Here is a 20,705-nt window from a genome sequence, read left to right on the forward strand (position 1 = left end):
GTTCGAAGGAACCATATAGTTAAAGACTAGACTTTAAGGCGCGCATCACTGCTGAGCGTGCGCGGCGCCGACCTGGTTCGCGAGCGCGACGGCCACGCGTCGTTGCTCGAGTGTCGGGCGTACGATCCGCGTCGAGGCGACGATCAGGAACGCACCCTCGACGCGGCCGAGGTGGCGTACCGGCAGCACCAGCTCATCGAGCACCGGGAGGCCGTCCCGCTCGACGTTGACGACATGCCCATGCACCGTCACCTCACCGTCCGGCCCCAGCGCGGCGCTGTCCGGGCGGACGACGCCGGCCTCGACGAAGCGGCACGAGTCGACCTCGAGGAGCTCAGCGATGTGGGCCGCAGCCTGGTCGGCGAACGCGGCGGACGACGACTGGGCCGAGACGATCTGCGAGGTGGCCATGAGTCCGTTCAGGTAGCCCGCCCGGCGGCTGGCCACGGCCTGCTGGCGTCCGCCCCAGATCGCGAGCTCCGTCACGGCGACTCCCACCAGGACGAGCAGCAAGGTGACCTCGATGTCATCGGAGTCCTCGATCGTGAATCGGTGGAATGGCTGGGTGAGGAAGAAGTCGAACCACACCCCGCCCGAGACGGCGGCGGCGAGACCCGCCAGTCGATCCCCGGTCGCGGCAGCGGCGACGACGAGGGCGACCAGCACGAGCGCAGCCGTTGCTGCCGTGACCTCACCACGCATCTGGGCCGCCACAGAGCACCACACGAGGGGCAGTCCGGCGGCAAGGCCGACCAGTGCGGTCGGGTGCTGCCGCCACCACGTTGTTCCCATGACTCCATGGTTGCGCGGATCAACGGGTTGAGCGCCGATCGCCGCAAATCCTGACGCGATCTTGACGCTCTGGTCTGAGCTCTGGGTCAGACGACGAGCCGGTAGCCGATGCCGGGATCCGTGATGAACATCGTGGGCCTGGAGGGATCCTGCTCGAGCTTGCGCCGGATCTGCGCGAGGTAGACCCGCAGGTAGTTGGTCTCCCGGTCGTACGCGGGCCCCCACACCTCGTGGAGCAGCTCGCCCTGACGCACCAGCCGTCCCTCGCGACGCGCAAGGACCTCGACGATGTGCCACTCGGTCGGGGTGAGACGTACGTCGGCGCCGGCTCGGGTCGCTTGACGCTCCCGCACGTCGAGGCGTACGTCGCCGGACTCCACGACCCACGGCGCGTCGTCGCCGCCACTTCGCCGGATCGCCGCCCGCACCCTCGCCAGCAGCTCCTCCATGTCGAAGGGCTTGGTCACGTAGTCGTCGGCACCCTCGTCGAGGGCCTCGACCTTGTCGTCCGACTCATGCCGTGCCGACAGCACGACAACCGGCACCTGTGTGTAGACCCGGAGGCGCTTGAGCACCGCGACACCGTCGAGGTCGGGAAGGCCGAGGTCGAGGATCACGACGTCGGGCATGCGCTCGTCGATGATCTGCAGGGCTGACCGACCGTCGCCTGCGGTCTCGACGTCGTAGCCCCTGGCTCGCAGGTTGATCGAGAGCGTGCGCAGGATGGCTGGGTCGTCGTCGACCGCGAGCACGAACGTCATGCCTGCCCTCCGTCGAGCTCCGAACCGGTCCGCGGCAGGTCGAGGACGAACGTGAGTCCGCCGCCGGGGGTGTCTTCGACGGTCAACGTACCGCCCATCGCCTCGGTCAGGCCCCGGGCGACCGCGAGGCCGAGTCCGATGCCCTCCCCGCGTGGGATGTCTCCCAGGCGTTGGAACGGCTCGAACAGCCGCTCACGCTGGTCGAGCGGCACGCCCGGCCCGGTGTCTACGATGCGGACGAGCACCCGCTCCCCTGCTGCCGAGGCATCGACCCGGACCTGCGTCTCGGCGCTCGCGTAGGCCAAGGCGTTGCCGACGAGATTCGCGATCACCCGCTCGAGCAGGCCCGCGTCGCCGACGACGAGCGCCGCGTCGTCGGCCACCACGACGTCGACCCGCTCCCGTCCCGCCAGGGCCGCCAACGCCGTACGGATCGTGCCCTCGACCTCGACCTCGTCGGCGTGGGCGTTGACCGCACCCATCTGCAGGCGGCTCATGTCGAGCAGGTTGGCCACCAGGTCGTCCAGGCGATCCGCCCCTTCCTCGACGGTCGCGAGCAGTGCCTCCTCGTCCTCCGGCGACCAGGTGATCTGGTCGTTGCGGAGGCTGCTGACGGCGGCCTTGACGGCGGCAAGTGGTGAGCGCAGGTCGTGCGACACCGCTGCGAGGAGCGCCGTGCGCGTGCGGTCGGTCTCCTCCAGCACGCGCCGCTCGCTCCTCGCCTTCATCGCGCGACGACGCTCGCCCAGGACAGAGGCATGCGCGGCGTACGCCTTGAGGAGTCGTTGATCGGCCGCGGCCAGCGAGCGGCCGACGAGTGCGAGGTAGGTCTCGTCGTCGACCTTGACGCTGACGTCCGCCGATGCGAGGTCGACGACCGGCTCACCGAACCCGATCGAGACCTGTCCGTCGGTGCCGATGATCGCCGCGCCCCGCATGCCGAACAGCTCGCAGGCTCCGGCCAGCAGCGTGCGCATGTCGCCGGCGTGCAGCAGGCTGTGGGACAGCACCGAGAGGGCGTCGGCCTCCGCACTGGCCCGCTCCGCCTGCTCCGTCCGGCGAGCCGCCAGGTCGACAACCGACGACACCGCGATGGCCACGACGACGAACAGCAGCAGCGCGAATGCGTTCTCCCCACTGGCCACGGTCATCTTGTGAAGTGGCGGGGTGAAGAAGAAGTTGAGCGCAAATCCGCTGACGAAGGCGCTCACGATCGCCGGCAACAGGCCGCCGGCGATCGCGGTCGCCACGACGAGCGCCATGTAGAGCATCGACTCGGTCGGCAGGCCGTGGAAGTCGGGCGTCGCGAGCAGGAGCCCCGACAGCACGGCCGGTCCCACGGCGCCCATCGCGAAGCCGTACGCACGCCGCCGCCCGCTCAGTTCCGCGGCCCGGCGGAAGTTGCGGCGCTTCTTGCGCGCTTCGGCGTGCGTCACGATGTGGACGTCGATGTCGCCGGACTCGGCTATCACGGTCTCGCCGATGCCGGGATTGGCCAGCGTCGACAGTCGCCCTCGCCGGCTGGCGCCGATGAGGACCTGCGTCGCGTTCTCGGCCTTGGCGAAGTCGAGGATCGCGACAGCCGGGTCGTCGCCCACGACCGTGCGGAACGTGCCGCCCATGTCCTCGGTCATGACGTGCAGCTTGTGCAATCGGGCCGGATCCATCTGGACGAGCCCGTCGCCGCGCGTCACGTAGAGCGCCAGCCACTCCCCACCGCCGATGCGCGACGCGATGCGGGAGGCGCGGCGCATCAGCACCTCGGACTCCGCGCCACCGGTGACCGCGACGACGATCCGTTCGCGCGCCGCCCACGTCGAGTCGATCCCGTGCTGGTCGCGGTAGCGGTCGAGCCCCTCGTCGACCCGGTCGGCGAGCCACAGCAGCGCGAGCTCCCGCAGGGCCGTGAGGTTGCCCTCGCGGAAGAACTGCGACAGAGCCGCGTCGACCTTGTCGGGCGCGTAGATGTTGCCGTGCGCCATACGTCGCCGCAGCGCCTGCGGGCTCATGTCAGCGAGCTCGATCGCGTCCGCCTGGCGCACGAACGTGTCGGGGACGGTCTCCTGCTGACGGATGCCGGTGATCGACTCGACGACGTCGTTGAGCGACTCGAGGTGCTGGATGTTGACCGTCGTGATGACGCAGATCCCGGCCGCGAGGAGTGCCTCGACGTCCTGCCAGCGCTTCTCGTTCTGGGCGCCGGGAATGTTGGTGTGGGCGAGCTCGTCGACCAGGACGACCTCAGGCTTCCGGACGAGCACGGCGTCGAGGTCCATCTCCTGGTGCGCCGTGCCCAGGTAGTCGATGGTCCGTCGAGGGATGACCTCGAGGTCGCCGACCTGCTCCTCGGTGTGCACGCGCCCGTGCGTCTCGACGTAGCCGATCACGACGTCGGTGCCCCGGGCCGCACGGCGTTGCCCCTCGTCGAGCATCGCGAACGTCTTGCCGACGCCGGGCGAGGCGCCGAGGTACACCCGCAGGATGCCTCGCTGCCTCGCCTCGTGCTGCACGCCTTCAGTGTGCACCTTCGCCTGACCTCACTGTCGGGCCAGCGCCAGGTTGAGCTTGAGCACGTTGACCTTGGGTTCCCCGAGGAATCCGAGCTGCCGGCCCGACGTGTACGTCTCCACGAGCGCCTTGACGGTCGACACGGACAGGCCGCGTTCACGCGCGACCCGATCCACCTGCAGCGCGGCGTACGCCGGCGAGATGTAGGGGTCCAGGCCCGAGGCCGAGGCCGTGACCGCGTCGGCGGGGATCTCCGAGACGTCGACGCCCTCGATCGTGGCGATCTCCTGCTGTCGTTGCTTGATCGACTTCAGCAGGTCCGGGTTGGACGGGCCGAGGTTGGAAGGGGCCGAGGCTAGTCCGTCGTAGTCCGTCGCCGACGGCCGGCCGTGGAACCACTCGGGATCCTTGACCTTGAAGTCCTGGCCGATGATGGCCGAGCCGACGTCCTTGCCGCCCTGCGACACGATCTGACCGTTCGCCTTGTCGTGGAACGCGACCTGTCCGACGCCCCACACGGCTGCGGGATAGGCGACCCCGAGCATGACGGTCATGACGACCACGATCTTGAGGCCGACGACACTCTGGCGGATGAAGTCTTTGTTCATGGTTATCCGATTCCTGGGATGGTCGAGACGAGGAGGTCGATGAGCTTGATCCCGATGAACGGTGCGATGACGCCGCCGACGCCGTAGACCAAGATGTTGCGGCGCAGGATGGACTCCGCCGACGCGGCGCGGAACGTGACGCCCTTGAGCGCCAGTGGGATCAGCGCGACGATGACCAGCGCGTTGAAGATCACGGCCGAGGTGATCGCCGACGCCGGCGTCGAGAGCTTCATGACGTTCAGCGAGTCCAGCGAGGGATAGGCCGCGAGGAACATCGCCGGGATGATCGCGAAGTACTTCGCGACGTCGTTGGCGATCGAGAACGTCGTCAGCGCTCCGCGGGTGATGAGCAGCTGCTTGCCGATCGCGACGATGTCGATGAGCTTCGTCGGGTCGGAGTCGAGGTCGACCATGTTGCCGGCCTCCTTGGCCGCCGACGTCCCGGAGTTCATCGCGACGCCGACGTCGGCCGCGGCGAGCGCCGGCGCGTCATTCGTGCCGTCACCGGTCATGGCGACGAGTCGCCCGCCCTCCTGCTCCTTGTGGATCAGCCTCATCTTGTCCTCGGGCGTGGCCTCGGCGAGGAAGTCGTCGACCCCGGCCTCCGCCGCGATCGATGCCGCCGTCAGCGGGTTGTCACCCGTGATCATGACCGTGCGGATGCCCATGCGACGCAGCTCGGCGAAGCGTTCCGTCATGCCCTCCTTGACGACGTCCTTGAGGTGCACGACGCCGAGGACCTTGGCGGTCGCGCCGTCCATCTCGGCGACGACGAGCGGCGTCCCGCCGCTGCCGGCGATCTCGTCGACCGTCAGGCGTACGCCGGGATCCATGTCTCGGCCGACCCACGCGGCAACCGACGAGCCAGCGCCCTTGCGGACCTCGCGCCCGTCGGCCAGGTCGACTCCCGACATCCGGGTCTGTGCCGTGAACTCCACGAACTCGGCCCCGACTGGCAGGTCGTTGTCGTCGGCACCTTCAGCCAGGGCGAGCTCGACGATCGAGCGACCCTCCGGCGTCTGGTCGGCGAGGCTCGACAGCCGGGCCGCATCGCGCATCTCCTCGGCGCTGACTCCGGCAGCCGGCACGAAACGTGAGGCCTGCCGGTTGCCGTACGTGATGGTGCCGGTCTTGTCGAGCAGCAGGGTGCTGACGTCGCCGGCTGCCTCGACCGCGCGGCCGGACATGGCCAGGACGTTGACGCGCACGAGCCGGTCCATCCCGGCGATGCCGATCGCGCTCAGCAGGGCGCCGATCGTGGTCGGGATGAGGCAGACCAGGAGGGCCACCAGGACCAGGGTGCTCTGCGGTGCGCCGGCGTAGTCGGCCATCGGCCGCAGCGTCGCCACGGCGAGCAGGAACACGATCGTCAGGCTCACCAACAGGATCGAGAGGGCGATCTCGTTGGGGGTCTTGCGGCGCGAAGCGCCTTCGACGAGCGCGATCATCCGGTCGAGGAACGTCTCGCCCGGCGCTGAGGTGATCTCGACGACGATCTGGTCCGACAGCACCTTGGTGCCGCCGGTGACGGCCGATCGATCGCCGCCGGCCTCACGGATGACGGGGGCCGACTCGCCGGTGATGGCTGACTCGTCGACCGATGCCACCCCCTCGACGACGTCACCGTCGCCCGGGATGACCTCGCCGGCCCGGACCAGGACGCGGTCACCCTTCTTGAGCGCCGTGCCGGCCACCTGCGTCTCGGTCCCGTCGGGGTCGATCCGGAGCGCCGTGACGTCCGTACGTGCCGCCCGCAGCGACGCAGCCTGTGCCTTGCCGCGGCCCTCTGCGACCGCCTCGGCGAGGTTGCCGAAGATCACCGTGAGCCAGAGCCAGACCGTGACGGTCCAGGCGAACACGCTGGGATCGGTGACCGCGATGACCGTGGTCACGAGCGAGCCGATCCAGACGATGAACATGACCGGGCTGCGCCACAGGTGCCGCGGGTCGAGCTTGCGCAGAGCCTGGGGCAGCTGCGAAAGGAGTGAGTGGAGCGTCATGACAGAGCCTCCGCGAGGGGTCCGAGTGCCAGCGCCGGGAAGAACGTCAGGCCGGTGATCAGGAGGATCACGCCGACGAGCAGGCCGGCGAACAAGGGGGTGTGAGTGGGCAACGTGCCGGCGGTGACCGGCACCTTGCCCTGCCTGGCGAGAGAGCCGGCCAGAGCCAGGACGAACACGATCGGGACGAACCGGCCGAGCAGCATCGCCGCAGCAAGGGAGAGCTGGAAGAAGTCCGACGTGACGGTGATGCCACCGAACGCACTGCCGTTGTTGTTGGCCGCGGACGTGAACGCGTAGACCACCTCGCTGAACCCGTGGCCGCCCGGATTGCCCATCGCACCCGAGGTGCTGGATCGGGCGATCGCCGCGCCGATCCCGACGAGCACGATGGCCGGCACGCTCAGGGTGTAGAGCGCGACGTACGTCATCTCCTGGCGGCCGATCTTCTTGCCGAGCAGCTCCGGTGTACGCCCGACCATCAGCCCGGCGATGAACACCGTCAGGATCGCCATGATGAGGATGCCGTAGATGCCGGCACCAACCCCTCCGGGCGAGACCTCGCCGAGCATCATGTTGACCAGCACCGTGCCGCCCCCGACCGGGGTGAACGAGTCGTGCGAGGCGTTGACCGCTCCGGTCGACGTGCCGGTCGTGAAGACCGCGAACATCGACGACAGCCAGGTGCCGAACTGGGTCTCCTTGCCCTCCATCGCTCCCCCGGCGAGCCGCGCCGCCTGGGAGTGTGCTCCGACCTCCGCCCATGTCGTGAGGGCGACCGCGACACCGATCAGGAAGGTCATCGCCCCGAGGATCGACAGGCCCTGCTTGCGGCTGCCGACCATCGTGCCGAGGGTGCGGGTCAGCGAGATCGGGATGACGAGGATGAAGAACATCTCGAGCAGGTTGCTGATGGGCGTGGGGTTCTCGAACGGATGCGCCGAGTTCGCGTTGAAGAAGCCACCGCCGTTGGTGCCGAGCTCCTTGATCGACTCCTGGCTCGCCGCGGGACCGCCCGGGATGACCTGCGTCCCGCCCGAGAGCGCGTGCACCGTGTGGTCGCCGAAGTTCTGGATCGCGCCCTGCGAGATCAGCAGGATCGCACCGACGAACGCCACCGGAAGGAGGATGCGCAGCGTGCCGCGCACCAGGTCGACCCAGAAGTTGCCGAGCTCGCCGCTGCGTGAGCGTGCGAAACCGCGGATCAGGGCCACCGCCACGGCGACGCCCACCGCCGCCGACAGGAAGTTCTGCACCGCAAGGCCGCCGGCCTGGGCGGCGAAGCCCAGTGTCGACTCGCCGCCGTACGACTGCCAGTTGGTGTTCGTGACGAACGAGACCGCGGTGTTGAGGCCCATCTGCCACGGCATGCCGGGCAGCCCCCGGTCGTACGGCAGGAGGCTCTGCCCGACGAGGATCAGGTAGAGCACGATGATGCTGACGAGCGAGAAGCCGAGCACGCTGAGCGTGTACGAGCGAGCGGTCTGCTCCGACTCCGGGTTGACCCCGATCAGGCGGTAGATGCGCTTCTCGATCCGCCAGTGCGACGGGGTCGTGAAGACGCGCGCCATGTAGTCGCCGAACGGGGCATACACGGCGGCGAGCAGGCCGATGAGAACAGCGAGCGTGAGCAGCCCGGAGACGGTGTCGTTCATGCCGCGGCTCAGAACTTGTCGGGCAGGATCAGGGCGGCGACGAGATAGGCCAAGAGGCCGATCACGATCACCAGCAGGACTGCGGAATCGAAGGTCATGACCTCATCGCACACCCGGAATCCGCTCGTCCGGCCCGCCTTGACGCCGCGCTAGCGGACGTTGACGCGTTCTTGACGGGCGGGAGACGATGGCCACATGGACACGTGCCGCCTCGATGACGTCCTGGCTTCCTTCGACGAGCACTGGCAGCCGCGTCTGGTGGCATCCGTCAACGACCATGACGTCAAGGTCGCGAAGGTCAAGGGCGAGTTCATCTGGCACACGCACCCCAACTCCGACGAGCTGTTCCTGGTGCTCGACGGGGAGCTGACGATCGAGCTGCGCGACGGCGACGTCGCGTCGTGCCCAAGGGCGTCGAGCACCGACCGGTCGCCGAGGTCGAGACGTCGATCATGATGGTCGAGCTGCAGGGCACCGTGAACACCGGCGACGCGGGCGGCGACCGTACGTTCGAACCGGTCGACCTGACCTAGCCGCCACGGCGTGTGACCCCCGCCCTAGGCGGCGTACTCGCCTGATGGACATACTGAGAGGAGTTTTGTCCTCGTCAGGAAAGAAGTGACCCGCGTGCGAAATCCCCGAGCATTCCTTCGCCCTCTGGCCGTCGGCGCACCTGCGCCGGTCGCGGACGTCCCGTTCCGTCCGAGCCGGATGATCCACTTCTTCGACCCGAGCAACGAGAAGATGCAGGCGAAGGTCCCGGAGATCGCCACCAAGGTCGACATCATCCTGGGCAACCTCGAGGACGCGATCAAGACCGAGAACAAGGAGGCCGCACGGCAGGGCCTCGTCGACATCGCCAAGAAGACCGACTTCGGCCAGACCCAGCTCTGGACGCGCATCAACAGCCTCGACTCGCCCTGGGCGCTCGACGACCTGATCACCCTGGTCACCGAGATCGGCGACAAGCTCGACGTCGTCATGGTGCCCAAGGTCGAGGGCGCGCAGGACATCCACTACGTCGACCGGCTGCTCGCGCAGCTCGAGGCCCGCGCCGGCCTGACCCGGCCGATCCTGGTCCACGCGATCCTCGAGACCGCCGAGGGCATGACGAACGTCGAGGAGATCGCCGCCGCCAGCCCGCGCATGCAGGGCATCTCGCTCGGGCCCGCCGACCTGGCCGCGAGCCGGCGCATGAAGACGACGCGCGTCGGCGGAGGCCACCCCGGCTACCTCGTCCGCGAGGATCCGACGGGAGACGACCTCCACGCCGGCCGGACGACGTACCAGCAGGACCTGTGGCACTACACGATCGCGCGCATGGTCGACGCCTGCGCCGCCAACGACATCCTCCCGTTCTACGGCCCGTTCGGTGACATCAAGGACGTCGTCGCATGCGAGGACCAGTTCCGCAACGCCTTCCTGCTGGGCTGCGTCGGCGCGTGGAGCCTGCACCCCGTGCAGATCGACATCGCCCGCAAGGTCTTCTCACCCGACCCGGCCGACGTGGCACACGCCAAGGAGGTCGTCGAGGCGATGGGCGACGGCTCTGGCGCCGTCATGATCAACGGCAAGATGGAGGACGACGCGTCCTGCAAGCAGTGCCAGGTCATGCTCGACCTCGCCAAGGCTCTCGCCGAGCGCGATCCCGAGCTCGCCGCCGCCTACGACCTCTAGGAGCTCCGCCATGACTGACACCCTCCTGCGGCCCCGTCGCTCCGTCCTCTACATGCCCGGCGCCAACGAGCGGGCGCTCGAGAAGGCCAAGGGCATCGACGCGGACGCCCTGATCCTCGACCTCGAGGATGCCGTCGCACCCGACGCCAAGCCCGAGGCGCGAGAGCGCGTGTGCGCCGCCGTGACGTCTGGTGAGTACGGCCACCGCGAGCTCGCGATCCGGGTCAACGGCATCGGCACCGAGTGGCACGAGGCCGACCTCGCCGCCGCTGCGCAGGCCGGGCCCGACGCGGTGCTCGTGCCCAAGGTCAACTCCGCCGCCGAGGTCCTCCAGCTCGTCACCGCCCTCGAGAAGGCCGGCGCTCCCGAGAAGACCGCGCTGTGGGCGATGGTCGAGACGCCCGTGGCCCTGCTGCAGGCCGCCGAGATCGCCGCAGCCCACGACCGGCTCACCGTGATCGTGATGGGCACGAACGACGTCGTCAACGAGACGTACGGGCTCCACGTGCCGGGTCGCAACCCCGTCGTCCTGACCTCGTTGTCGATCGCGCTGCTCGCAGCTCGCGCCGCCGGCAAGGTCATCCTCGACGGCGTCTACAACGACGTGAAGAACCTCGAGGGCTTCGACGCCGAGGCCCGCCAGGGCCGCGAGATGGGCTTCGACGGCAAGACGCTGATTCACCCGAGCCAGGTCGAACCGGCCAACGCGGTCTTCGGACCGTCCGACGACGAGGTCGAGCACGCCAAGGCGATGATCTCCGCCTTCGAAGAGGCCAAGGCCGTTGGTCAGGGCGTCGTGACCTACAACGGCCGCATGGTCGAGGAGCTGCACGTGCGCGATGCGCAACGCATCCTGGCCCTGCACGAGGCCATCACGGCACGCTGAAACGACGACGAGCGGCGAGCGGGGATTGCTCCCCGCCCGCCGCTCGCTCACGGTGTCGCGATCAGCGCGTGCTGCGCAGACGGTAGATCTCGTTCTGGATCGCGACTGCCTGCTTCTGGACCTTGCGGCGCTGACGCACCGACTCCAGGAGCACGACACGGTCGATCTCGGACATCTCGTCCCAGGCGCGCTTGCGGCCCTGACGGGAGTTGAGGATACCCACGGCCTTCACCCCCTCTCGATCGTTTCCTGTGGTCGGATCGGTCGGGTTCTGTGCGGGCATGAGTCGTGTATCGGGCTTCGTGGTCATAGCGCGCCTCCTCTCTTGAAGGTTGGATGTGTGGAGTAGATGTTCGGGCAAAAGAAAAACCGCCTCAGATCGAAGATCCGAAGCGGCAGAAGTGCCAACGAGTGTGGGCTACTTCAGGTGCACTGCTCCGGAGGTGGGACCGGCAAAGGGCGCGACGGCATCGCGACCGATGTGGGCGAGAGTCGTCATGGTGAGCTTCTTCATGGGGTCCACCTCCTTCAACAGTTCGTCGCTCCGTGCGGAGCAGTTTGAGAAACGTATCGCATGGATGGACAGGTTGTAAAACATCCGGCGTGTCGCGGCCGCCGGGAGCCCGTGCGTGACGGGGTCCGACGGCCGCGACAGCTGTTGCGGCGGGCTACGGCTTGAGGTTCAGAGCCCGCGAGATGGTGAAGAACATGTCGGTCTGGTCCGTCAGCCCGACGAAGTTCGCCGCCTGGGGTCCGTACGCCGCGACCCGGAGCTGCGTGCCCGTGTGCTGCTGCGAGCCACCCGACGGCGAGGTGCCGTAGTTGAGCGTCATCGGGCTGCCCTCGTTGGTCAGCAGGTTCGCCGTGAGGCCCGGTGACGTGCTGCCGGCCTCGATGATCTGGCTCGTGTGGGCGTGATCAGCCGTGACGATGACCGTGGTGTGCTTGTCCTTCTTGGCGAAGTCCAGCGCGACCTTGACCGCCTCGTCGAGGTCGACCGTCTCACCGATCTGGCCACACGCGTCAGCTGCGTGGTCCTGCTTGTCGATGCTGGCGCCTTCCACCTGGAGGAAGAAGCCCTTCGTGTTGCCCTTGTCGAGCAGCTGGATCGACTTCTTGGTCATCGCCGCGAGTGACGGCTGGGTGGCCGGTCGCGCCGAGTTGTCCTTGCAGCGCTCCGCCGGCTTCTTGCTGCCGTCGATCGTCGCGGCAGGTCCAGTCCACCGGACCGGCAGGTTGCCGGGACCGAACAGACCGAGCACCGGCTTCTTCTGGTCCGCCTTCGTGATCTGGTTGAGCGACGCCAGATCGGTCGGCAGCTGGTAGCCGCGACGCTCAGCCTGGTCGAGGAGCGTGAGGTTCTTCCACTTCCCGGCGGTCGCCTTCTCGTTGAACGTCGCCGCGCCTCCGCCGAGGGTCACGTCGGGGCGGGTCTTGAGCAGCTGCTCGCTGATCGAGCCCGGGCCACCGTTCTCCAGAGCCGCCTCGGGGCACGTCGCGGTCGTCTTGACCGGGCCGTAGCAGGAGCGGGCCGAGATGTGGGAGACCTGCACGGCCGGCGTCGCGTCCTGGATCTCCGAGGTCGTGACGTCGCCGGTCTTGAGGCCGCGCTTCTTGGCCAGTTCGAGCAGGGTTGGCTGCGCCTTGCCGCGGATGTCGACCGACACGGCATTGTCGTACGTCTTGGTGCCGGTCGCCCATGCGCTTCCGGTCGCGGCCGAGTCGGGGACGTAGTCGACCTTGCCGTCCTTGGTCAGCGAGAACGTCGTGTACTGGCCCGTGAACGGCAGCGCGTCGATGCCTGGGAATCGGCCGTCGGCGCCGTACTCGTAGTTGCGTGCCGAGGTGATCTCGGAGTCGCCCATGCCGTCGCCGATGAGCAGGATGACATTGTCAGCCCGGCCGCCGTCGATGGCGGACTTGAGGGTCTTGCTCTGGTCGCCGGAGAGCCGAGTCGCTCCTCCGTGGGCCGAAAGGTCGTGCGCCGCGCCGATCGCGCCGGCCGTGGTGGCGCCGACGATGACGGCGGCTGCTGCGATGCCGACGACGGTGCGCCTACTGGTGTTTCCCCTGTATGAATTCATGGCGGCAGCCCATCGATCGCGGATGAACTGGGCGGGAACTCAGGCACACGCGAAGCTGAAGACTGGCTGAGGAGTGGTGCGGGTTGCGCCGATCGCCGGCTCGCTCGGCTCAATCAAATTCGAGGCGGTCGTCGATCTCGTCCCGGGTGTAGCCGCTGGCGTACAGCAGATCGGCAGCGAGCGACCGGACCTGGGCGGCGATCGAGGCGCTGTTCATCGTCATCGCGGTGGGCAGCGCGACCGTGGCCATCCGCGCCGCCTCGATGAGCTCCTGTCGCGCGTGGTCGAAGTCCTCGTGCTCCGAGAGATCGTCGGCGAAGATGCCGACGGCGCGGGCCAGGGCGTCGATCGCCTGGTCCATGTCGGGCGGCACGACCTCGCCGCGGCGCAGCAGCGTCGAGGTCTTGCGTGCCAGGACCCGCGCGTCGCGGATCGCGTTGTCGAGGTCGCGGACCGTGGCGACGTACGTCTCGACGTGGTCGCGCTGCTTCCAGCGCATCGGTGACATCCGGGCGATCTCGCTGACGTTGGCCGCGGTCGAAGTCATCGACTCGACCTGGGGCTGCATCGACCGCGCTTCGTCGAGGGCGATGTCGGCGAGCTTGGCATCGACGGTGCGCAACGCCTGCGCCGTACGGCTGAGGACGCCCGCGAGCCTCCGCAGGAAGCCCTGGACCTCGCGGTCGATGTCGCGGACCGGGTTGCGGGGGATCAGCAGGACCATCGCCAATCCCACCGCGCCACCGACCAGCGCGTCGAGGAACCGGGTCACCGCCGGGTTGCCCGAGCCGGCGACCGGGATCACCGCTGCGAGCAGGACGGACGAGGTCGCCGACTGGGTCAACGCCAGGCCCTTGAGCCCGAGCAACGTACCCACCACGACGGTCAAGGTCACGACCAGAGCCATCTGCCACGTCCCGCGACCGATGCCGAGGATCAGCAGCTCCCCCACCAGCACACCCAGCGACACGCCGACCACCAGCTCGTACGAGGTGCGGCCACGCAGACCGGCGCCGGCGATCAGGACGATGATGCACGCGATCGGAGCGAAGAACGCCTGCCGGTGGTCGAGGACGTGCGTCGCGATGAAGTAGGCGATCGCCGTGCCGAGGCTCAGGCGCACAAGGGTGCGCCAGCGGCGGCGCAGGACATATAGCCGGTCCTGCAACGTGTCAGCCGGCTTGCGCAGCCGGAGGCGACGCAGCGGGATGTCGCGCGCCGGGCCCACGCTCAGCTCCGACGCAGGGGCGTACGCCGCATGGTCAGCGCACGAGTCGGCGGATGACGATGATCCCGGCCACGACGGCGACCGTGCCGCCGACCAAGGGGACGATCGTGCCGAGCTTGGGCGAACCCGTCTCGTCGACGAACCGCGATCGGAGGTTGTAGAGGCCGCGACGCGCGATGTTGCGAGGATTGGTGCGGTCGATCAGCGCGTCGACCGTGTCGGCCAGTCGCTCTCGGATCTCGTCGATCTCGTCGACCATCTGATCGGGTTTGGCCTTCGCCACGTCGCGCCTCACTCACCTGGGTCTGCGGAGGGTGCAGGCCACTCACCTGCACACGTACGTCAGGATAGTGCCCATGACGACGCGGCTGCAGCCTGGCGACACGGCACCCGACTTCACGCTCACGAACGACGAGGGCCAGGAGGTCACGCTCTCGGACCTCAAGGACCAGAAGGTCATCGTCTACTTCTACCCCGCGGCCATGACGCCGGGATGCACCAAGCAGGCCTGCGACTTCAGCGACTCGATCGACCGGCTGCAGGCCGAGGGCTACACGGTGCTCGGCATCTCGCCCGACAAGCCGGAGAAGCTCGCGAAGTTCCGCGAGCGCGACGGTCTGACGATCACGTTGCTGTCGGACCCCGACCGCTCGGTGCTCGAGGCGTGGGGCGCGTTCGGCGAGAAGAAGCTCTACGGCAAGGTCGTCGAGGGCGTGATCCGGTCGACGTTCGTCGTCGATGCCGGCACGATCACCCTGGCGCAGTACAACGTCAAGGCCACGGGCCACGTCGCGAAGCTCCGCAAGGACCTCGGCCTCGGGGCATGACGTGCGTCGGCACGCCTCGCTGAACCGGCAGCCCTCACACATCGCCGGACAGCGACGTCTACCCGCGAGCCGATTTCGAGGCGACTAGTATCAACCCCGGGCCGATGTGGTGGAACTGGTAGACACGCGGCACTTAGGATGCCGTGTCTTCGGACGTGCAGGTTCAAGTCCTGTCATCGGCACTTCACGAGGCGTTTGCCTGAGCGCCGCTTCGCGCACGGTTTGCGGCTGTCATGACGGGGTATTCCTTGTCTTCCGGTTCCGATGTGGGGACCACCAGACGGAGGGAACCTCCATGCCGAACGTCGTCACACCCTTCGCCCGTCGGCGCGATGCCGCCCGCCCCTCCACGACGGCACCCCGCCATCGTCGGGATGGATACTTCGACGAGCACGACCAGTGGCACGACTCGTCGGACGCGGCTGAGAGCGACGCCGCACGGGCCAACGGCTGACCGCAGCGTCCCGGTCTTCAGGGCGCCGATGCAGTCGCGCCGCGACGACGTCGATCCGTACGCCGCCGTCGACCGTGCGCTGGTGCGAGGCGTCTGCGGAATGGGTGAGGCTGACGACCTGCGCAGCGAGCGCCGGCTCGAGCGCTTCGCCTCTGCGCCGCTTGGCTCGTTCGTGTGGACCCGTGACGTACACGGACGGACGTACGTCGGCCGGCTGACCGGTCCGTGGCACTACGACGAGAGCGGCGCCGAGGTCGACCTCGTCAACGTGCGGGACACCGACTGGGTCAGTGAGCCTGTCGACGCGGCGCTGGTGCCCACAGCGGTCTCGCGGACCTTCGCGCGTGGTGGACGGAACGTCCAGCGCATCCACACCGACCATGTCGAGGTCGAGACGGCAGCACTCTGGGCGCGGCTCGACCGGGAGTGATCACCACGGGATCGGGCCGTCGAGATCGACGAACGTACCCGTCGGACCGTCGGCGGGGACGAACGCCATCCGTACAACCGTGCGGGCTGCCTCGAGAGCAGTCGTGGGTGCCGCGGCACGGTTGTCCGGTCCGCCGAGGTCGGTCTGCACCCACCCCGGGCACACCGAGTTGACCCGCACCGGCGTGTCGCTCAGCGACTTCGCGAGAGCCACGGTCAAGCCGTTGAGCGCCGCCTTCGAGCTCTGGTAGGCCGGGAGCACCATCGCTGCGTACGGCGACGTGGGATCGAGCTGATCGGTCAGCGAACCCATGCGGCTCGACACGTTGACGATGCGGCCGACATCGGCAGCGCGGAGCAACGACAGGAACGCCTGGGAGACCGCCGCCGCGCCGAAGACGTTGGTGTCGAACGTACGCCGGAACAACCCCATGTCGAGCGGCCGCTCTGCGTCGGGCGTGGTCGCCTCCGGCAGGATCCCGGCGTTGTTGACGAGGATGTCGAGCCGGCCGTGCTCCCGCTCGACCTGGGCGGCCGCCTCCGCGATGCTCGACCCGGACTCGACATCGAGCGTGATCGGCCAGCACACGAGACCCTCGTCGCGCAGGTGGGCCGCCGCGAGCTCCGCCTTGGCGGTGTTGCGCGCACCGAGCAGGACCGTGGCCCCGGTCTCCGCGATCAGGCGGGCTGTCGCGAGGCCGAGCCCGCGGTTCGCTCCCGTCACGAGTGCGACGGTGGTGGTCTGCTGTGTGATCGTCATGAGTCCATCGTGGACGCCGCCGCTCGCGGTCGCTGGCGCCAATCGGACCTGCAGATTCAGGCGCGCAGCGACAGCAGCATCGCGGTCGAGGCGGCCAGGTGCTGGCGCGCGGCGTCCGCGCCGAGGCGCTGCACCTCAGAGAGGTAGTCGCGATGCTCGGCGCACAGCTGCGCGCCGTCGTACGCCGAGCGCAGCTGTCGCAGGAACAGCAGCATCTCGGTGTCGAGTCGCTCGTACGCCTCGGTGATCCGCGGGCTCCCGGCGGTCGCGACCAGGGCTCGGTGGAACGCGGAGTGCGCGTGCTCCGGCGACGCTTCAGCCGCCATCCGGTCCGCCGCCTCGAACAGTGGCGTGAGCAGCTCGACCGGCCACGAATCGCCGTGGTCGGCTCGGATCAGCCTCACCGCCTCGGTCTCCAAGGCCGTCCGAAGCTGTTGCAGCGCGACGATGTCGGCGTCGCTGAACGAGGCGACCCGGACACCCCGGTAGGCCTCCGAGACCAGCAGGCGCTCGGCGACGAGCCGTTCGAGGGAGCGTCGCACGGTATGCCGCGACAGGGCGTACTCGTCGGCCAGTGCCTCCTCGCGCAGCGGGGCGCCGGGTTCGAGGTCACCCGACAGGACCCGCTGACGCAGCTCGGCGGCCAGCCGGTCGGCGCCCGTCGCGCGTTCGCTCATACGGGCACCGCCACCGCGCGGCGGGACGGCACGGCCAACAGCACCACGCCACCCAGCAGGACGCCGAGCCCGATCCACCCCGCCGTCGAGAGCCGCTCGTCGAGCAGCACGATCCCGAGCAGGCACGCCGTCATCGGCTCGACCAGGGTGAGGGTTGAGACGGTCGAGGCTCGCAGACTCCGGAGGCCGATCGCGAACAGCACGTACGCCAGCGCGACCGTCGCGGCGGCCAACCAGGCGACCATCGCGAGGCCTGATGCCGAACCGAGCCAGGAGAGGTCAACCAGCAGGAGGAACGGTGCACCCATCAGCGCTGCGGTGCCGAAGATGCTGCCGATCGCCGTGGTCGCGCCGGCGCCGTCGTCCAGCAGCCGCTTCGCCGCCAAGGCGTAGACCGCGTACGACAGCGCAGCACCGAGCGAGCCCGCGATGCCGCGGAGGCTGATGCCCGCGTCCGCCTCGTCGAGCAGCCCACCGAGCAGGACGACACCGACCACCGCGCACCCGGTGGCGATGAACCACGGTGTCGACGGCAGCCGGCGGGTGACCAGCCACTCGAGCAGGCCGGTCAATGCCGGCGCGGCACCGAGCGCCACGACGGTGCCGACCGCGACGCCGTTGAGACGCGTGCCGGCGAAGAACGTGGGTTGGTACACCAGGACGGCGACGCCGCCGAGGAGCACGACGCCGGGCGACAGTCGAACCCGAGGCGATGCCGGTGAACGGCGGCCGACCCACCACGCGAACGCAGCCAGCAGGCCGCCACCCGCGACGATCCGGGTCAGCCCCACGGCCGTGGTCGACGCCGCGTCGGGGCCGTAGACCTGCGCGGTCCCCGTCGTGCCGAAGCAGATCGCGGCCGCGATGACGAGCAGGACAGGACGCACGCCATATTGTTACACAATCTTGCCGAGGGGCTACGGCGTCAGCTTGCCCAGACCCTTCTTGATGTTGGCCGTGAGGACCTTGCCGACCAGGGCGGCCATGCCGGGGATCGGCATGTCGAAGCCGATCGTGTAGTCGAGCGTGGTGCCGCCGTCGGGGGTCGGCGTGAGCTTCTGGACACCCCAGTGACCGCGGAGCGGACTGCCCTTGCTGATCTTGTACTCGATCAGGGTGTTCGGCTCGGCCTTGGTCGTCGTCTCCTGGAATGCCGGCAGCGGCCCGATCTTGAGGGTGCGCGTCGAGCCGGCGCCGTTGCGCGACGTGTCACCGTCGCAGACACGGGTGATCTTCGCACCGAACACCGGCCCGAGGTTCTCGTGCTCCGCGAGCTTTGCGAAGACCGTGGCGGGATCGGACGTGTACGTGTGCGTGACGTGGACGCGTTGCGGTGAGGCCATGGTCGGTGAGTCTAGGGCACCTGTCGCGGTCCCATTCGGATCAGCGAGCGGGTCATCCGCGCCCGGCTGACAAGGCAGAGGAGGAAGGCGCACCGGTGAGGGTCACCCCACGAGCGCAGCGAGTAGGAGGCTTGTGCGGCGACCGACGATGACGCCGTCAGGCGGGATGCAGTGGCCCGGGAGCCCGGCTGGCGCCGGGCTGGGTGCCCTAGGCTGACTTGCCATGGAGCGGCACTGCATCGTCTCGGGTCGCGGATGAGCCGGTCGGAGCTCCAGCAGCCGGTCAGCGCCGGGATCATCGCGATGGTCGTGGGCTACACGAGCTCGTTCGCCGTGGTCCTCACCGGTCTGGCCGCCGTCGGCGCGAATCGTCACCAGGCTGCATCGGGACTGCTGGCGCTCTGCCTGACCCAGGCGGTCGGCGTGGTCTGGCTCAGCCGGCGCCACCGGATCCCGATCGTGCTGGCGTGGTCGACGCCGGGTGCCGCACTGCTCGCGGGCATGAGTGCGGTCGACGGTGGCTGGCCGGCGGCGGTCGGCGCGTTCATGCTCGCCGGCGTCGCATACGTGCTCACGGGTTTCTGGCCGGCGCTCGGCCGGCTGATCGGCCGCATCCCGGCACCGATCGCCCAGGCGATGCTCGCCGGCGTAGTGCTCGAGCTGTGCGTCCAGCCGGTGAGGAGCCTGGTCGACAACCCGGGTGCGATCGTGCCGATCGCGCTGGTCTGGCTGATCGGCGTACGCCTCGCGCCGCGTTGGGCGGTCCCCGCGGCGTTCCTGACTGCCGGCATCGTGATCGGCATCGACATGATCCGTCGCGGCGAGGGAATCGCCTCGTCGTCCCTGCTGCCCGAGCTCAGCCTGACGGCCCCGTCGTGGACCTGGGAAGCGGTCGTCGGCATCGCCCTGCCGCTCTACATCGTCACGATGGCGTCGCAGAACGTGCCGGGGGTGGCCATCATGAAGTCGCTCGGGTACGACGTGCCGTGGCGCGACACGATCGTCACGACCGGCATCGCCACCGTCGCCGGCGCCTCGGCGGGCGGCCACTCGGTCAACCTCGCCGCCATCAGCGCCGCCCTCGCCGCCGGGCCGGACGCCGGACCCGACAAGAGCCGGCGCTGGATCGCCTCACAGTCCGCCGGGGCCACGTACGTCGTGCTTGCCGCCTCGTCCGCGGCACTGGCGGCGCTCGTCGCGGTGGCGCCCGCCGGCGTCATCGCCACCGTCGCCGGCCTGGCTCTGCTCGGCACCCTCGCCGACTCGCTCGAGGGCTCGATGTCGCAGCGCAAGGGCCGGGAGGCCGCCGTCGTCACGTTCCTGGTCGCCGCGTCGGGCATCACGGCGTACGGGATCGGGTCGGCTGCGTGGGCGATCGTCGCCGGCCTGGTGGTCCACGGCGTGCTGCACTGGAGTCCGAAGGGGCGTGGCTGACGTGTTCAGCATCCTGTTCTACGAACCGCGCATCGCCGGCAACACCGGTGCCGCGATCCGCCTCGCCGCCGTGACGGGGGCCGAGCTGCACCTGGTCGAGCCGTTGGGCTTCGACCTCGAGGAGTCCAAGCTTCGGCGGGCGGGCCTCGACTACCACGACCTCGCGGTCATGTCGGTGCACCCCGATCTCGACGCCGCCCTCGCGGCTCTGGCGCCGGCGCGCGTGTATGCGTTCACTGCCGGCGGCGACGAGCTCTACACCGATGTCGTGTACATGCCCGGCGACGTCCTCATGTTCGGCCCGGAACCGACCGGGCTGCCCCCCGAGGTGCTTGCCGATCCGCGCGTCACGGCCCGCGTACGCCTGCCGATGCTGCCGGGGCGGCGGTCGATGAACCTCGCCAACACCGCCTCCGTCGCGGTCTTCGAGGCGTGGCGGCAACAGGGCTTCAGCCTGCCCGAGTAGTCCTTTGCGTCAGGTTTTCATGAACCGTTCGGATGAGGTTTGGTGACTTTTGGGTTGACTTCGGCCATTCTGTCCGGCCGGGCGACATATCCGACTTAGAGTTGCGCTGACTTCAG

Annotated in this window: 23 protein-coding genes and 1 tRNA gene; 9 read left to right on the plus strand and 15 right to left on the minus strand. The window is 68.9% G+C overall.

Annotation, left to right across the window (positions count from 1 at the left end; genetic code table 11):
- Nucleotides 1-45 precede the first annotated feature (45 nt).
- The 7 genes from ESP70_RS05025 to kdpF form a co-directional block, all read right to left on the minus strand.
- A complete protein-coding gene (locus ESP70_RS05025) occupies nucleotides 46-792 on the minus strand; it encodes a DUF4118 domain-containing protein (protein WP_149688207.1) in 747 nt (248 codons plus the stop codon).
- Between the two features lie 86 nt (nucleotides 793-878).
- Nucleotides 879-1,553 carry a response regulator gene (locus ESP70_RS05030; RefSeq protein WP_149688208.1) on the minus strand — a complete coding sequence of 225 codons (675 nt, stop codon included), beginning with the start codon at nucleotides 1,551-1,553 and terminating at the stop codon, nucleotides 879-881.
- A complete protein-coding gene (locus tag ESP70_RS05035) occupies nucleotides 1,550-4,063 on the minus strand; it encodes an ATP-binding protein (RefSeq protein ID WP_246161802.1) in 2,514 nt (837 codons plus the stop codon). The genes ESP70_RS05030 and ESP70_RS05035 overlap by 4 nt, the downstream gene beginning before the upstream one ends.
- 27 nt (nucleotides 4,064-4,090) lie before the next feature.
- Nucleotides 4,091-4,669 carry a potassium-transporting ATPase subunit KdpC gene (gene kdpC, locus ESP70_RS05040; protein WP_149688209.1) on the minus strand — a complete coding sequence of 193 codons (579 nt, stop codon included), beginning with the start codon at nucleotides 4,667-4,669 and terminating at the stop codon, nucleotides 4,091-4,093.
- 2 nt (nucleotides 4,670-4,671) lie between these two features.
- On the minus strand, nucleotides 4,672-6,669 hold the full coding sequence (gene kdpB / locus ESP70_RS05045; protein ID WP_223148604.1) for a potassium-transporting ATPase subunit KdpB: 1,998 nt from the start codon (nucleotides 6,667-6,669) through the stop codon (nucleotides 4,672-4,674).
- Nucleotides 6,666-8,324: a potassium-transporting ATPase subunit KdpA gene (gene kdpA, locus ESP70_RS20290; RefSeq protein WP_223148605.1), complete on the minus strand. Its 1,659-nt coding sequence runs from the start codon at nucleotides 8,322-8,324 to the stop codon at nucleotides 6,666-6,668. The genes kdpB and kdpA overlap by 4 nt, the downstream gene beginning before the upstream one ends.
- 8 nt (nucleotides 8,325-8,332) lie before the next feature.
- Entirely contained in the window at nucleotides 8,333-8,422 is a 90-nt protein-coding gene (kdpF, locus tag ESP70_RS05050) for a K(+)-transporting ATPase subunit F (protein ID WP_082582392.1), read from the minus strand.
- 97 nt (nucleotides 8,423-8,519) lie between these two features.
- Between kdpF and ESP70_RS05055 the strand changes: the two genes are divergently transcribed.
- The 3 genes from ESP70_RS05055 (at nucleotide 8,520) to ESP70_RS05065 (ending at nucleotide 10,887) form a co-directional block, all read left to right on the plus strand.
- Complete coding sequence (locus ESP70_RS05055) at nucleotides 8,520-8,780, plus strand: cupin domain-containing protein (RefSeq protein ID WP_223148606.1); 261 nt, start codon at nucleotides 8,520-8,522, stop codon at nucleotides 8,778-8,780.
- 171 nt (nucleotides 8,781-8,951) lie between these two features.
- Nucleotides 8,952-10,001: an HpcH/HpaI aldolase/citrate lyase family protein gene (locus ESP70_RS05060; RefSeq protein ID WP_149688211.1), complete on the plus strand. Its 1,050-nt coding sequence runs from the start codon at nucleotides 8,952-8,954 to the stop codon at nucleotides 9,999-10,001.
- Between the two features lie 10 nt (nucleotides 10,002-10,011).
- Entirely contained in the window at nucleotides 10,012-10,887 is an 876-nt protein-coding gene (locus ESP70_RS05065; RefSeq protein ID WP_149688212.1) for an HpcH/HpaI aldolase/citrate lyase family protein, read from the plus strand.
- Between the two features lie 61 nt (nucleotides 10,888-10,948).
- On the opposite strand, the gene ESP70_RS20020 is transcribed toward ESP70_RS05065, so the two are convergent.
- The 4 genes from ESP70_RS20020 to ESP70_RS05080 form a co-directional block, all read right to left on the minus strand.
- Nucleotides 10,949-11,119 carry a hypothetical protein gene (locus ESP70_RS20020; protein WP_188110492.1) on the minus strand — a complete coding sequence of 57 codons (171 nt, stop codon included), beginning with the start codon at nucleotides 11,117-11,119 and terminating at the stop codon, nucleotides 10,949-10,951.
- Between the two features lie 436 nt (nucleotides 11,120-11,555).
- Entirely contained in the window at nucleotides 11,556-12,971 is a 1,416-nt protein-coding gene (gene phoA, locus ESP70_RS05070; RefSeq protein WP_149688213.1) for an alkaline phosphatase, read from the minus strand.
- Nucleotides 12,972-13,080: 109 nt separating this feature from the next.
- The gene (locus ESP70_RS05075; RefSeq protein WP_188110493.1) at nucleotides 13,081-14,199 is read right to left on the minus strand and encodes an FUSC family protein; all 1,119 of its coding nucleotides are present in this window, start codon (nucleotides 14,197-14,199) and stop codon (nucleotides 13,081-13,083) included.
- Nucleotides 14,200-14,233: 34 nt separating this feature from the next.
- Nucleotides 14,234-14,482, minus strand: coding sequence for a DUF3618 domain-containing protein (locus ESP70_RS05080; protein WP_149688215.1), 249 nt, complete (start codon nucleotides 14,480-14,482; stop codon nucleotides 14,234-14,236).
- 73 nt (nucleotides 14,483-14,555) lie between these two features.
- Between ESP70_RS05080 and bcp the strand changes: the two genes are divergently transcribed.
- The 4 genes from bcp to ESP70_RS05095 all read left to right on the plus strand — a co-directional run bounded on the left by bcp (nucleotide 14,556) and on the right by ESP70_RS05095 (nucleotide 15,910).
- Nucleotides 14,556-15,026 carry a thioredoxin-dependent thiol peroxidase gene (bcp, locus tag ESP70_RS05085; RefSeq protein WP_188110494.1) on the plus strand — a complete coding sequence of 157 codons (471 nt, stop codon included), beginning with the start codon at nucleotides 14,556-14,558 and terminating at the stop codon, nucleotides 15,024-15,026.
- Nucleotides 15,027-15,126: 100 nt separating this feature from the next.
- Nucleotides 15,127-15,208 (plus strand) — tRNA-Leu (locus ESP70_RS05090).
- A 113-nt stretch (nucleotides 15,209-15,321) separates the two neighbouring features.
- Nucleotides 15,322-15,480 (plus strand): hypothetical protein, encoded by a 159-nt coding sequence (locus ESP70_RS20025; RefSeq protein ID WP_188110495.1) that lies wholly within the window; start codon nucleotides 15,322-15,324, stop codon nucleotides 15,478-15,480.
- A 28-nt stretch (nucleotides 15,481-15,508) separates the two neighbouring features.
- Nucleotides 15,509-15,910: a GAF domain-containing protein gene (locus tag ESP70_RS05095; RefSeq protein ID WP_149688217.1), complete on the plus strand. Its 402-nt coding sequence runs from the start codon at nucleotides 15,509-15,511 to the stop codon at nucleotides 15,908-15,910.
- Here the strand turns inward: ESP70_RS05095 and ESP70_RS05100 are convergent, their stop codons facing one another.
- The 4 genes from ESP70_RS05100 to ESP70_RS05115 are packed head-to-tail and all read right to left on the minus strand — an operon-like array spanning nucleotide 15,911 to nucleotide 18,689.
- A complete protein-coding gene (locus tag ESP70_RS05100) occupies nucleotides 15,911-16,669 on the minus strand; it encodes an SDR family oxidoreductase (protein ID WP_149688218.1) in 759 nt (252 codons plus the stop codon).
- A 56-nt stretch (nucleotides 16,670-16,725) separates the two neighbouring features.
- Nucleotides 16,726-17,346: a GntR family transcriptional regulator gene (locus tag ESP70_RS05105; protein ID WP_149688219.1), complete on the minus strand. Its 621-nt coding sequence runs from the start codon at nucleotides 17,344-17,346 to the stop codon at nucleotides 16,726-16,728.
- Entirely contained in the window at nucleotides 17,343-18,233 is an 891-nt protein-coding gene (locus tag ESP70_RS05110; protein ID WP_149688220.1) for a DMT family transporter, read from the minus strand. Before ESP70_RS05110 ends, ESP70_RS05105 begins: the two co-directional genes overlap by 4 nt.
- A gap of 30 nt (nucleotides 18,234-18,263) precedes the next feature.
- On the minus strand, nucleotides 18,264-18,689 hold the full coding sequence (locus ESP70_RS05115) for an SRPBCC family protein (RefSeq protein WP_149688221.1): 426 nt from the start codon (nucleotides 18,687-18,689) through the stop codon (nucleotides 18,264-18,266).
- Nucleotides 18,690-18,944: 255 nt separating this feature from the next.
- Here ESP70_RS05115 and ESP70_RS05120 point away from each other — a divergent pair, with 255 nt between their 5' ends.
- Together ESP70_RS05120 and ESP70_RS05125 are read left to right on the plus strand one after the other, a co-directional pair.
- On the plus strand, nucleotides 18,945-20,123 hold the full coding sequence (locus tag ESP70_RS05120; protein ID WP_149688222.1) for a benzoate/H(+) symporter BenE family transporter: 1,179 nt from the start codon (nucleotides 18,945-18,947) through the stop codon (nucleotides 20,121-20,123).
- The gene (locus tag ESP70_RS05125) at nucleotides 20,116-20,589 is read left to right on the plus strand and encodes a tRNA (cytidine(34)-2'-O)-methyltransferase (RefSeq protein WP_246161804.1); all 474 of its coding nucleotides are present in this window, start codon (nucleotides 20,116-20,118) and stop codon (nucleotides 20,587-20,589) included. The genes ESP70_RS05120 and ESP70_RS05125 overlap by 8 nt, the downstream gene beginning before the upstream one ends.
- Nucleotides 20,590-20,705: the final 116 nt, after the last annotated feature.

The sequence above is a fragment of the Aeromicrobium ginsengisoli genome (genome assembly GCF_004134905.2).
GTDB lineage: Bacteria > Actinomycetota > Actinomycetes > Propionibacteriales > Nocardioidaceae > Aeromicrobium > Aeromicrobium ginsengisoli.

Bases quoted from the DNA above. Each gene is read 5' to 3' on its own strand.
- ESP70_RS05025 (WP_149688207.1), bottom strand. From the start codon at position 792: ATGGGAACAACGTGGTGGCGGCAGCACCCGACCGCACTGGTCGGCCTT.
- ESP70_RS05030 (WP_149688208.1), bottom strand. From the start codon at position 1,553: ATGACGTTCGTGCTCGCGGTCGACGACGACCCAGCCATCCTGCGCACG.
- kdpC (WP_149688209.1), bottom strand. From the start codon at position 4,669: ATGAACAAAGACTTCATCCGCCAGAGTGTCGTCGGCCTCAAGATCGTG.
- kdpB (WP_223148604.1), bottom strand. From the start codon at position 6,669: ATGACGCTCCACTCACTCCTTTCGCAGCTGCCCCAGGCTCTGCGCAAG.
- kdpA (WP_223148605.1), bottom strand. From the start codon at position 8,324: ATGAACGACACCGTCTCCGGGCTGCTCACGCTCGCTGTTCTCATCGGC.
- kdpF (WP_082582392.1), bottom strand. From the start codon at position 8,422: ATGACCTTCGATTCCGCAGTCCTGCTGGTGATCGTGATCGGCCTCTTG.
- ESP70_RS05055 (WP_223148606.1), top strand. From the start codon at position 8,520: ATGGACACGTGCCGCCTCGATGACGTCCTGGCTTCCTTCGACGAGCAC.
- ESP70_RS05065 (WP_149688212.1), top strand. From the start codon at position 10,012: ATGACTGACACCCTCCTGCGGCCCCGTCGCTCCGTCCTCTACATGCCC.
- phoA (WP_149688213.1), bottom strand. From the start codon at position 12,971: ATGAATTCATACAGGGGAAACACCAGTAGGCGCACCGTCGTCGGCATC.
- bcp (WP_188110494.1), top strand. From the start codon at position 14,556: ATGACGACGCGGCTGCAGCCTGGCGACACGGCACCCGACTTCACGCTC.
- ESP70_RS20025 (WP_188110495.1), top strand. From the start codon at position 15,322: ATGCCGAACGTCGTCACACCCTTCGCCCGTCGGCGCGATGCCGCCCGC.
- ESP70_RS05095 (WP_149688217.1), top strand. From the start codon at position 15,509: ATGCAGTCGCGCCGCGACGACGTCGATCCGTACGCCGCCGTCGACCGT.
- ESP70_RS05100 (WP_149688218.1), bottom strand. From the start codon at position 16,669: ATGACGATCACACAGCAGACCACCACCGTCGCACTCGTGACGGGAGCG.
- ESP70_RS05105 (WP_149688219.1), bottom strand. From the start codon at position 17,346: ATGAGCGAACGCGCGACGGGCGCCGACCGGCTGGCCGCCGAGCTGCGT.
- ESP70_RS05115 (WP_149688221.1), bottom strand. From the start codon at position 18,689: ATGGCCTCACCGCAACGCGTCCACGTCACGCACACGTACACGTCCGAT.
- ESP70_RS05120 (WP_149688222.1), top strand. From the start codon at position 18,945: ATGAGCCGGTCGGAGCTCCAGCAGCCGGTCAGCGCCGGGATCATCGCG.